Genomic DNA, 11,964 nt, shown 5'->3' with positions numbered 1-11,964 from the left:
GTGTCTTATGTGTTTAATTCTCGGCAGTTTAGAAAAGAGAACAGCCAGCTGTATGAAAGTTATTTAAATCAGGAGAGGGTAACAAATGAACAAATTAGAATTTCAAGAAGCAAATCATAGTTATACTTTGGGCGGTAAAAATTTAATTTCCGTAACGCAGGCTATAAAATTAATCCTGGGTGAGAAGTACGAAGGGGTAGCTGAGGAAGTTTTGGCGACTGCCGCTTCTTATGGGACAAAAATACACGAGCTAATAGAAAGGTTAGAAAAGGGGCAAGCTCTCAACTACCTAGACTTGAGCGAAAAAGAAATGCAGACTATAGAAGACTATAAGAGGATAAAAAACTTTGAAAGTAAGCATGTGGAGCATAGGGTACATTATAAAGACTTGTACGCCGGCACTATAGACGGAGTGGGCGAGAATATTATATATGATATAAAAACAACTGCAAGCGTAGAGTATGACTATATAACTTTGCAACTTAGCCTTTATTTAATGGCATATGATGAAAAAAATTATGATAGCTATAAAGCCTACTGCTTACACTTTCCTAAGAGGGAGAGGGCGAAAAAAATAAGGGTAGCCTTATTAGAGAAAGATGCAATTTTAAAAATAATTGGTATAATAGAAGATAAGCTAGGAGGTGGTGAAAATGATGAATAACCTTGTGCTAGTCGGAAGACTGACAAAAGACCCTGAGTTAAAAATAGGTAATAACAACTTAGCCATAGCAGTTTTTACGCTGGCAGTAGACCGGGGCGTAAAGGATGCAAGAGGAGAGAAACAGACGGATTTTATACAGTGTAAGGCGTTTGGTAAGCAAGCTGAAAATCTGTGTAGATATCAAGCAAAGGGTAACTTAATAGGCTTGTGTGGTAGTATACACACGGGAAGCTACCAAGCAAAAGACGGGACTACTAAGTATACGACCGATGTAATAGCTAGCAGTATAAGCTACCTGCAGGCTAAGAAAGAGGAAAGCAAAGAAGACAAGGACAATATGGACTGGTTATTTAACCAGGCAGATCAGAAGACAGAAAACCAAAAATTTAATTTTGGTAGCTATGGAATAGGAATAAACGGTAACACGATATTCGACAAGAACCCTTTTAAAGAAAAAGAATAAGAGGGGGGGGTTGGATAAGATGAATTTTTTTCAAGCACCTAAAGAATTATTCAACCCTAAAAGCAAGTATTTCAGCCTATCTAACAATGCTAAAATTCTTTATATGTTTATGTTGGATAGGGTGAGATTATCACAAACAAAAGACAAAAAATTTTACGATAATAAAGAAAAGAAATATTTTATATACTTTAACATAGAAGATTTATTAAACAATAGCGGCCTAAAGTCGAATAAGACTTTAATTAAGGCTAAGCAAGAATTAATAGAAGTAAACTTAATAGAACAAAGCGGGAATAAAAAAAACACTAAATATTTTGTCTTTTTACCCCAAGACAAGATTATAGAAAAAAATAAGACAAGCAAAAAAGATAAATCAAAGAATAAAGAAATTAAGATAAATAATAATAATAATAATAAGATAAATAATAAGATAGTTTCAACGATAAATAAAGATAAAGATAAATTAAAAGATATATTAAAAGATATATTAGAAGATAAAGAAAAAATAAATAAATTAGAAGATAAAATGCCCTCCGCTGTATTAGAGCTAGAGCAAATATTGATAGACGGAGATATAAGAGGGTGTGAAAAAAAATATATTCTAGATACGATCGAAATATATAGAATAAAAAAAATAAAAATAAAAAGTTTAATAAATTTTGTTAGATTTTTAAGAAAAAAATATAAAGAAGATAAAAAGAGAACAGATAAACGATTTGAAAAAGAAGAGGTTGACAGAATAATAAATTATACTTGGTATAACAAATAATTATTATTCCTTATTTAGTCGAAATACCCTTAAGACCCTTGTGCATATACATGGTACAAGAAATAAAATAAATTTTAAAAAAATGTTTATAAAAAAAATCGCATACCTTGTGTCCGATTTGTGCATACGCATGGTACAAAGAGAAAATAAATTTTAAAATAATGTCTAGTAATAGACGACACGCCAACAAATAGGTTTGTAAGCGGGGGCGTGGATAATATAAAATGACCAACGGCCGGAATAACTAAGCGATATAAACGACAGCTCAACGTCGGGGAGAGTGGAAGCGGGGAGCTGGATAAAATAAAATGACTAACACCTTAGAAAACTCATTAAAATCGACAAATAGACGACACGCCACCTAAATGGTTAGTAAGATGTGGGGCGTGGATAATATAGCAATAACAATCCGCCTAAACAACTAAATATTTAAGCGTGCATTTAAACGACAGCTCAACCGATGGCAACAGTAAAAAGGGGGAGCTGGATAAAATAAAATGACTAACGGATTAAAAGACTGGAAAGTAGCCATATTCGATTTGTGCATACGCACGGTACAAAGAGAAAATAAATTTTAAAATAATGTTTAATGCAAATACGCATACCGTGAGCGGACTTGTGCATATACACGGTACAAGGCAACAAAAATTTTAAAAAAATGTCTATTCTTGGTTCGTCAACAGTATTTTTTAAATTGTTTAGTGTACAATGAAAATTGAATAGATTTTTAAGACCAAAAAATGGTTTGTTTTGAGACCAAAAAAAAATTGTTTGCTTTGGGTTTATTTAATCATGCTTTATTTTAGACGAAAAAAAAATTGTCTGCTATAGGCTTATTTAAACACGCTTTATTTTAGACGAAAAAAAAATTGTCTGCTATAGGCTTATTTAGTCATGCCCTTTTCTATACCTCATAAGAGGTAGAAGTGTAATTTTTACACTTAAGAATTTTTAAAGTGTAATTTTTTCCGTCTAAAGTGTAATTTTTTCCGTTTTAAAGTGTAATTTTTACACATAAGTAATAATGAATAGTAATAATAATATATTAATAATAATATAATATAATATCACCTAGTTTATATATATATATATATTATTATTATATATAATTAGTATACTAGTTATATATATAGCGTACGCGTGATATTATATTATGGGGCTATACTACTTTATAATAAAAATATATATAAATATGTTTTTTAGGAATTTGTTTTGTTAGTAGAATGTCTAAAGGGGTAAATTAGGCGTTTTAAGGTAGCATAGAGCTTGATTAGAAGAAAAAATGATATAATGTTCCAGAAAGTAAAAGAAAGGGCTAAAACATAGCTTAAAATGCTTAATTTGGTGTTTAGGGGTAATTTAGGTTTTTTAGGTGCTTATTTTAGGTTGGATTTTAGCTTGTAAGTTTAGGTTTTAGATTATATAGGGAGTGGTTATTTAAAGATGGATAATAAGCGAGAATTGCATGTTTTTTTGGGGTTTGATAAGATACCGAGGACTACAGCACAGCAAAAGAAAATAGCTGTTATAAAGGGACGTCCTATTGTTAGGGATAGTGAAAAGCTTAAGCTTACTAAGAGGTTATATAGGCTTAAGTTAGATCAATATAAACCAGATAGCCCTTTTGTGGGTGCTTTGGAGCTTGGGGTTGTTTATCATTTTGAAAGACCTGGGAATGTTAAGAAAAGTCAGGTGTATAAGATTACTAGGCCTGATACGGATAACTTAATTAAGGCTTTGAAAGATTGTATGGCAGAGTCTGGTTATTTTCTGGATGATGCCCAGGTTGTGGTTACTCATATTAAAAAGGTTTATGCAGTCGGTAATGTTGGAATTGAAATTTTTTTAAAAGAGATTTAAGGGTTTTTGTTTTATTGGAGGTTTTAGGAGTGTATAAAATATTAAAATATTTGTCTGCCGTGTTTGTGGGCTTTTATATTGGTTTTTTAATTTTTGATTGTTTTTTTCATAGGTTTAGTGAAGAAAGACCTATTGTGATTAAGTAGATATTTTTAGGAGGTTAACAGGATGAAAAAATTAAATGAAGATGTATTAAAGGATTTATTAAGAAAACATGAAGAATGGCTAGATAGCGAGGGTAAAGGGGGTAGTAGGCTTAATTTAAGTTTTGTTGATTTAAGTTATATGGATTTAAGATTTGCTAAGTTAAGTGATGCTAGCTTGACAAATGTTAATTTAAGCTATGCTGATTTAGAATATGCTATTTTAGAAAAGGCTAATTTAAGCTTTAGTGATTTAAGCTATGCTAATTTAAGAAAGGCTGTTTTAGATGAGGCTATTTTAAAGCAAGCATCTTTAAAGGGTGCTAATCTTTATCAGGCGTCTTTGGTTTCTGCTAGTTTAAATTTTGCTAATTTAGAAGATGCTTATTTAAGGCTTGCTAATTTAGCTTGTGCTAATCTTTATAAGGCTAATTTACTTTGTGCTAATTTAGCTTGTGCTAATTTAGCTAGTGTTGTTTTAAGGGATGTACGCTTAAGTCTTGCTAATTTACAAGATGCTAATTTAGATTGTGCTAATTTAGAAAATGCTATTTTAAGGGATGCTATTTTATCTGAGGTTTGCTTAAAAGATGCTATTTTAAAGGATGTTTGCTTATCTTGTGCTAATCTTTATAAGGCTAATTTAACAAGGGCTAATTTAAGGGATGCTGATTTAGAAGGGGCTAATCTTTATAAGGCTAATTTGACAAGTGCTAATTTAAAGTGTGCTGATTTAAGGCATGCACACCATGAGCAAGTGGTGGGGCAAAGGGTTATTTCTGTCGGGCTTGACACAACAAGCCATAATAACCAGGTTTCTTATTGGGCTGATTTAGACTTGGTAACTTGCAGCTCTTTTAGGGGTTCTTTTGGTGATTTTATAAAGCATGTTGAGGTTAAATTTTTACATAAGCCTATTTTGCTTAAGAGGTATAAAAAGGTTATTGATTTTATTTTGGATATGTTAAATGATTATAAAGAGGCTAAGAAGGGAGACGTGTAGCTATGAGTGATTTTTTAAGTGAATGTAAGCCTTGTAAGTTTATGACGCAAGCAAGCCTTGACGTTTTGGTAGTCGAACATGAAATATGGCTAGAGAGCAAGGGCAAGGAGGGAGAAAGGCTTGTTTTAAGTTCTTATGATTTTAGCGATTTTGATTTTTCTAAGTTGTTTTTAAAGCAGGCTGTTTTTGAAAATTGCGATTTTTCTTATGCTAAGTTTGACGATGTTTTTTTAGCTGAAAGTTGTTTTAAGTCTTGCAGGTTTGATTATGCTAAGTTTAAGGGTGTTAATCTGTATAAGGCTTGTTTTAAGGATTGTTCTTTTCTTGATAATTCTTTTAATCTTTGTGTTCTTTCTTTTGCTAAGTTTAAAGGTGTTAATGGCTTTTTTGTGAGTTTTAAGGATTGTTCTTTAGTTTCTTGTTTTTTGGATGAGGGCAAGTTTTATTTTTCTAAGTTTAGCCGTTGTGATTTGAAAAATTTAGGTTTTGATAGCTTTATTTTTGAAAGTTGTGATTTTTTACATTGTGATTTTTTAGCTTGTGATTTGTCTAAGGCTAGGCTTTGGTTTTGCCATTTTTCAGATGTTAGGGGTTTAGAATTTTCTTCTTTTGAATTTGCTTCAAATAATGGCAATTCCCATTTTGTTTTTTATTTTTTCCGTGATTGTGATTTAGTCTTGCTGGGGGATTTCCAGGGGAGGCTTAAGGACTTTGAAAAAGCTTTTGATGATTGCTTAGAGGGTAATTTTAGCTTTTTGTCTAGGGGTAAAAATCCTATTAGGCTTAATGAAAATCATAGGTTTTTGTTTAGTTCTTTAGTTAGTTGTTTTTAGGTTTTAGGGGGTGTTTTTGTGTCTTCTAGGGTTAATTCTTATTTGATTTTTTGCTTGCTTGCTAAACCGCAGCTTTTGGAGCGTGAGCTTTATTTGTTTTTAAATTCTAAAGAAAAGTCTGATTGTGAACTTGGTTTAAGGCCTGTTTTATCTTCTTCTTATGATGAGGCTTTAGTTCGTAAAATTTCTAATAGGGATTATTTGTTTAAAAAGGGTTGTCTTGACTGTGTTAATAGGCTTTTTGATGAGATGGATCTTTTTACTAATTCTATTGTTTCTATGAGGTTTAAAAAGGGTTATTCTATCCAGCAGATTTGTTTTAAGGTTTCTTATAGCAAGTCTAGCGTTTATAATATTATTAAGGGGCAAAAGGACAAGCTTTATAATATGCTTTTGGATTTAGAAGCGGATATTTACGGCAAGTAACTTTTTATTTAAAATTGATTTCTTTTTTTCTTGTTTTATAATTTTTAACCACTAGTTTTAGTGGTTTTTTGTTGTGAATTTCGCAAATTACAATAGTAAGTTAGCCACCTCAGGCAAGTCATAAGGACATACATAATTAAATAATTTACTTTTGTTGTGAATTTTGTGTTTTTTATTGACAAGTTGTGTAGAATATGATATTATATTATTGTAGTTAAGTTACTACATTTTTTTAAAGGTTCTCACCTTTTCAAGTTTATTTGAGAGGGGGTGAGATTATGAAGGTTATTTTATATCTTTTTGAACATATTCAAAATGTAGTTATAACATTTAATACTTTATTAATAGTTTTTAAATATTTAAAGGTACATTTTAAAAAAGGCAAAAAGAAAAACGCTAAGAGCGGGAACTCGAAGCGTAAAAAATAACTGTTATAAAATCACAAGGCGGCAGATTGTCGCCTTACCTTTAAAAGTATTTTATCACATAAAAAAATAAAAAACAAGATGAAAGGAGGGGAAAAATGGAAAATTTAACCCAGTATAGAAAAAGGCAAATGCGACTAACTGAAGAAGAAAAACTTATCGAAAAGGAAAAAAGAAGGGTTAGGGATAAAGAGAGGAAGTTAAGAAGAACTGAAGAGGAGAAAAAGAAAATACAATATATTAATTATAGAAGCCACGCCAGAAAGTTTTTAACTGATTTAATAAGTGATGAAGATAAACCCTTATTTATAGAAATTTTAAGGGAACTTGAAAAGTAATTTTTATTTTTTTTATTATTTGGTATTGACAATACACGGTAAGGCGTGTATAATATTATTATAAGGTTAAAAACCTTAAATAAGGCGAGAGGGAGGAGAAAACATTGGAAGATATGACAAATAGAGAATTTGAAGCTGTTATTAAGTTAATAATTCAAGTTATTAAAGACACGGAAGATAAAGAAGAGTTAATAAAAAAAATAGAAGCATTACTAAGTAAGTAATAACTTCTAAATTTAAAATTCTATTTAGGTATAGGTGGAACTCGCCACCACCTATTACCATTATATAGTATTGGCGAGAGAAAGGCAATATTTTTTTGGAAAATAAAATAAAAATTAGTGAGGCTAAAAAGCGTGCTAATAGAAAGTGGGATGAGAAAAACAAGGAAAGAAAGCTTTATATTTCTAAGCGTTCTATTGCTAGAAATTTTATTAAAAAGGTAATGGTTGATGAGGATTTAGAGGAATTTAAAAGGCTTTTTGAGGAGCGTTTAGGGCGAGGTAAGCTTGAGTAGTTTTTTTGTTTTTTAAGGGGTAAAAACCCCTTTTTTTTGTTTTTTTTATTTTTTTTTGAAAAAGTCTGGAAAAATTGGAAAAAAATGGGGGTAAAATTGTATAATAAGGAATTTCTACGGAGTATTCCTTATAACAAGCTTTTTGGTTAATTTTTTAGTTTTTTCACTGTTAATTTCCCCACCTTTTTTGAAATTATTTTACATAAATAAGGCCACTTTTTAAGTGGTTTTTATTTTGGGGTTTAGTCTTTGTTTATGATTTTTTCCTAGCCAGGGCTTTTGGGCTAACCTTTTAACCGACAAATCATTTACATATGTATAAAAACTTGTTATAATTTAGTTTTCAGTTAAAGGGGGGGAATTTTTAGTGGCGTTTTAAAAAGAGGACTTGAAAGGGAAATCAAGGGTTAAGTGGCATTTAGTTTTTACTAGGTGCTTTTTGTTTTGGTTTTTAATGGTCTATTTTAAGTGTTTAAAAAAGGCAAAATAAAAAACGCTAAGAGGGCTAACTCAAAGCGTAAAAACAATTAAATAATTTTAGGAGGTGGCTTTATATCTCCTTTGAGTATATTATACCATAAATTGTTGTTAAAAGCAAGGGTAAAAAGGCTGGTTTTTTACTGGTTTTTGGCAGTGTTTAGGGGGTGGTGTTTATTAGAGAGGATATTTCAAAGGATTTAGAAAAGGCGGCTTTGGATTTGATGGCAGGCTGGCCAACTGGCAGGAATAAGCAAAAGGCTTTTGTTTTAAATTTTGTGGCTAATGGTTTTCAAAATGCGGCTGATGCGGCTTTAAAGGCTGGTTTTTCTGCTAAGAATGCTAGAAAGCACGGGTCTTTTATGCTTAATAATAAAGCAAAATACGGACACATTGCCGAAGTTGTGGCAAAATTACAAGCAATTTTCGATGAAAGGGCAGTCGAGCTTTCGGTTGCTTCTTGTTTGGAGATTAGGCAGTTTTGGAGCGATATTTTAAGGGGCAATGTAAAGGATGTGAAATTTATAGGTGTCGGGGAGGGTATCCAAAAGGTTATTGAGGTTAGCCCAGATTTGGCAACACGTCTTGCAGCTTCTGATAAGCTGGCAAAATCTTATGCAATGTATAGTCAGAATATAAGCGTTAATTCCGATCCTAATGTTAATATTTCTTTTTTAGAGGTTGAACGCGATGAATAGGGTAAGGGTTAATAAGCATTTTCGCCCTTTTTTGGAAGACTGGGAACACTATTTTTATGTTGTTGTTGGTGGTTATGGTTCTAGTAAGTCTTATAATACGGCTATTAAGTTAATAAGTAAGGCTATAAGCGAACCTAATAGGCGTATTTTGGTTGTTCGTGAGGTTTACGAGACTATAAGGGAAAGTTGTTATAATCTCTTGCTTGAGGTTTGCTCTAGGTTGGGGCTTAAGGAGGGTTTGCATTTTAAAAAGAGGCAGTCGCCCTTGCAGATAACTTTTTTTAATGGCAGTGAGTTTATTTTTAAGGGTTGTGATAATTCGCAAAAATTAAAGTCTATAAATGGGGTGTCTATTATCTGGGTTGAGGAGTGTACGGAAGTTAATTATGAGAGTATTAAGGAGCTTATCGGGCGTTTAAGGCATAATGTACAGTCTAACCACATTATTTATACTTCTAACCCCGTGAGTAAGAACTCTTGGCTTTACAGGCACTTTTTTATTGATGTAAACCCGGATAATCAAGAAAGGGTTGTTAAGCTAGACGATAGGGAGCTTTACGAGAAAAGGATTATAAAAAGGGGTAATGCATTTTATCATCATAGCGTTTGTGATGATAATTATTTTTTGCCGTCTTCTTATATTGAGCAACTTGACGATATGCAAAATTACGACAGGGATTTATGGCGAATAGCTAGGCGTGGTGAGTTTGGGGTGAATGGTAAAAAGGTACTGCCTCAAATTAAGCTTTTAAAGCCCGATGTGATGCTTTGCAAGATGGAAGAGATAAAAACACCTTTATATTTTAACGGGCTTGATTTTGGCTTTGTAACGTCTTATAACGCCCTTTTAAGAATGGTTGTTGATCATGATAATAAGGATTTATTCATTTATTGGGAGTATTATTCTAAGGATAAGACAGACGAGGAGATAGCAAGGGATATTGAGGAGTTTAGACAGACTGGCGAGCTTATTAAGGCTGATTCAGCAGAGCCTAAGGCGATAAGGTATTATAAGCAAAAGGGCTTTAATATTAAGGCTTGTAAGAAGTTTAAGGGGTCGAGAAATGTTTATACTAAAAAAGTTAAGAGGTTTAGAAATATTTTTATTTCTACATCTTGCCCTAATGCTATTAAAGAACTTTGCGATTTGTCTTTTGCTGTAAATAGGGACGGTCAGCTTCTGGAGGATGAATTTAACATTGACGCCCACACATTGTCGGCTATTTGGTACGGGCTGGATAATTACGAAGTGGCTAGTCTTAAGGTTTCTAAGTTTAAAGTAGGGGGTGTAAGTTTTTAATGGGATTTTGGAATAAAAGGAGGTTGTTTATGAGTTTTTTATTCGGGGATGATATGGAAAACTTGAACACTAAAAAGATAAAGTATTATGTCGATAGTTTTAAAAGCTCTGATAGGTATAAGTGGATGTTACTAGGTCAAAAGTATTATGACGTAGATAACGATTATAAGGATGTAAAGAACGCTTATAAGAAGCAAAATAAGGCTGATAATAGGCTTATTCACGCTAGCTATAAAAATATTGTTGATGAGAAGGTGTCTTTTTCTTTTTCTAAGGATTGCACTTTTCAATGTGATGATGTGGATTATATCCACGATGTAAAAAAGGTTTTGGGTAAGTATTTTCAAAATGTTTTAGAAGAATTGGCTTATGAAGCGTCTAATAAGGGTATTGCTTGGTTGCATCCTTATGTTGATGAGGAGGGGGTATTTCGCTTAATGGTGGTACCGTCTGAGCAGTGCATCCCCATTTGGGAGGATGTAACACACGCTAGGCTTAATTCTTTTATTCGCTTTTATCCTGAGCAGGTTTGGGTGTTTAATGAATTAAAGACTTTTGAGCATTTGGAGGTTTGGACAAGTTCGGGGGTTACTCATTATAGGCTTGATGCGTCTTTAGGTGAGATTATGCAACTTGGGGATTTGTCTTATCCTTTACGTGTTGAAAATCAATTTTTTAATTGGTCAAGTGGTATTCCTTTTGTTGCTTTTAAGAATAATCACCGTGAGTTGTGCGATCTGAAGTTTGTTAAGTCTATTGTTGATAATTACGACTTGACACGCTCAGAAGCTGCGAATTATATTCAAGAGGTTAAGAATATTATTTATGTCTTAAAGGGGTATAGTGGAGATAGCGATAACGTGGCTAAGCTTAGGGCTATGATTAATGACGAGCGTATTATTCTTTTAGATGCAGACGATACTGAAAGCAAGTCTGACGTGTCGGCTTTAACTCCTGAAATGGATATTACGGCCTTAAAAAATCATTATGAGCAGTTGAAAAGGGATATTATAGAGTATTCACAGTCTATTAATAGGGATTTGGACAAGTTCGGGTCAGCTCCTTCTGGGGTCGCTTTGAAGTTTTTATTTTCTGGTTTGGAGCTTAAAGCGGCTAAGTTTGAACAGGAGTTTTCTAAGGCTATTGATAAGCTTTTATTGTTTGTTAACGATTTTTTAAATGTGTCTAATGCTCCTGATGTTAACGTTGTTTTTGCCCACGATTTAGAAATTAATGAAAGTGAAGTTATCGCTAATTGTATTAATTCTAAGGGGATTATTTCGGACGAGACTATACTGGCTAATCATCCTTGGGTTGTTGATTTTGAGCAGGAGCAAAAGAGGCTTAAGGAGCAAGAGGAAAAGGAAGAAAGCAAGCTTGAGAAAGATTTTAAAAGGGTAATGAGCGGTGAAGACGAGTAGTAAGTATTTTGAAAACAGGGCAGCTAAAAACCAGTGGGAGACTTACTACAATACAGAAAAGCATAGTAAAAAGCTTATTGCCATATATGAAGATTTGACAAGGTCTATAGTTGATGAGCTTATGAAGGTAGAAGAACTTATAAGCAAAAAGGGCTTAAGTCGAAGTTTGGCTTATAGGTCTAAGTATTTAAGGCTTTTACAAAATAGGTATAAAAACGAGGTTTTACTTTTAAGTAAGAAGGTAGATAAGATTTATTCTAATATTACTGATGATATAAGCCTTAAGACTTATGAGGATACTTCAAAGGAGCTTGGCTTTGATATTGTTTATAATGATTTGTCGGTTAAAAGGTTAGCCCAAAAGCCCTGGCTTGGTGCAAACTTTAAGACTAGGCTAGGCAAAAACCAGGCTGAGATGACAAAAAGATTATTCGAGACTTTGCAAGTTGGGCTTAATACTGGCTTGTCTGCTGTTGAAATGGCTATTCGTTTAAAAAATGGCGTTGATAGGGATTTTAACAAAATCATGTTGCTTGTCAGAACTGAGGCTATGCATCATTTAAACCAGGTTAAATTACAGGCTTACAAAGACAGTAAGGTTGTAAAGAAATTAAAAGATGTCGTAAC

General features: G+C 32.7%; 13 protein-coding genes. All 13 read left to right on the top strand.

The window, feature by feature from the left end:
• Positions 1-85 precede the first annotated feature (85 nt).
• Positions 86-664 carry a hypothetical protein gene (locus tag KMP12_RS06615; RefSeq protein ID WP_215756951.1) on the top strand — a complete coding sequence of 193 codons (579 nt, stop codon included), beginning with the start codon at positions 86-88 and terminating at the stop codon, positions 662-664.
• Positions 654-1,127 carry a single-stranded DNA-binding protein gene (locus KMP12_RS06610; protein WP_215756950.1) on the top strand — a complete coding sequence of 158 codons (474 nt, stop codon included), beginning with the start codon at positions 654-656 and terminating at the stop codon, positions 1,125-1,127. Before KMP12_RS06615 ends, KMP12_RS06610 begins: the two co-directional genes overlap by 11 nt.
• Positions 1,128-1,146: 19 nt before the next feature.
• Entirely contained in the window at positions 1,147-1,896 is a 750-nt protein-coding gene (locus KMP12_RS06605; RefSeq protein ID WP_215756949.1) for a replication initiator protein A, read from the top strand.
• Between the two features lie 1,443 nt (positions 1,897-3,339).
• Positions 3,340-3,756 (top strand): RusA family crossover junction endodeoxyribonuclease, encoded by a 417-nt coding sequence (locus tag KMP12_RS06600; protein WP_215756948.1) that lies wholly within the window; start codon positions 3,340-3,342, stop codon positions 3,754-3,756.
• Between the two features lie 168 nt (positions 3,757-3,924).
• Positions 3,925-4,902, top strand: coding sequence for a pentapeptide repeat-containing protein (locus KMP12_RS06595; protein WP_215756947.1), 978 nt, complete (start codon positions 3,925-3,927; stop codon positions 4,900-4,902).
• 2 nt (positions 4,903-4,904) lie between these two features.
• Positions 4,905-5,735, top strand: a complete 831-nt coding sequence (locus tag KMP12_RS06590; RefSeq protein ID WP_215756946.1) for a pentapeptide repeat-containing protein — start codon at positions 4,905-4,907, stop codon at positions 5,733-5,735.
• A gap of 18 nt (positions 5,736-5,753) precedes the next feature.
• Positions 5,754-6,161, top strand: coding sequence for a hypothetical protein (locus KMP12_RS06585; protein ID WP_215756945.1), 408 nt, complete (start codon positions 5,754-5,756; stop codon positions 6,159-6,161).
• A gap of 523 nt (positions 6,162-6,684) precedes the next feature.
• A complete protein-coding gene (locus tag KMP12_RS06580; protein WP_215756944.1) occupies positions 6,685-6,924 on the top strand; it encodes a hypothetical protein in 240 nt (79 codons plus the stop codon).
• Positions 6,925-7,243: 319 nt separating this feature from the next.
• Positions 7,244-7,441 carry a hypothetical protein gene (locus KMP12_RS06575; protein ID WP_252344737.1) on the top strand — a complete coding sequence of 66 codons (198 nt, stop codon included), beginning with the start codon at positions 7,244-7,246 and terminating at the stop codon, positions 7,439-7,441.
• 647 nt (positions 7,442-8,088) lie between these two features.
• A complete protein-coding gene (locus tag KMP12_RS06570; protein ID WP_215756943.1) occupies positions 8,089-8,616 on the top strand; it encodes a terminase small subunit in 528 nt (175 codons plus the stop codon).
• Entirely contained in the window at positions 8,609-9,916 is a 1,308-nt protein-coding gene (locus KMP12_RS06565; RefSeq protein WP_215756942.1) for a PBSX family phage terminase large subunit, read from the top strand. Before KMP12_RS06570 ends, KMP12_RS06565 begins: the two co-directional genes overlap by 8 nt.
• A 29-nt stretch (positions 9,917-9,945) precedes the next feature.
• The gene (locus KMP12_RS06560) at positions 9,946-11,337 is read left to right on the top strand and encodes a phage portal protein (protein ID WP_215756941.1); all 1,392 of its coding nucleotides are present in this window, start codon (positions 9,946-9,948) and stop codon (positions 11,335-11,337) included.
• Positions 11,324-11,964, top strand: a 641-nt coding sequence (locus tag KMP12_RS06555) for a hypothetical protein (RefSeq protein WP_215756940.1), incomplete at its 3' end; no start/stop codon positions are given. The genes KMP12_RS06560 and KMP12_RS06555, both read left to right, overlap by 14 nt.

This window comes from Gemella sp. zg-1178, assembly GCF_018790995.1.
Lineage (GTDB): Bacteria > Bacillota > Bacilli > Staphylococcales > Gemellaceae > Gemelliphila.
The sequence above is the reverse complement of the archived record's forward strand: the minus strand, read 5'-3'. Positions and strand labels throughout refer to the sequence as shown.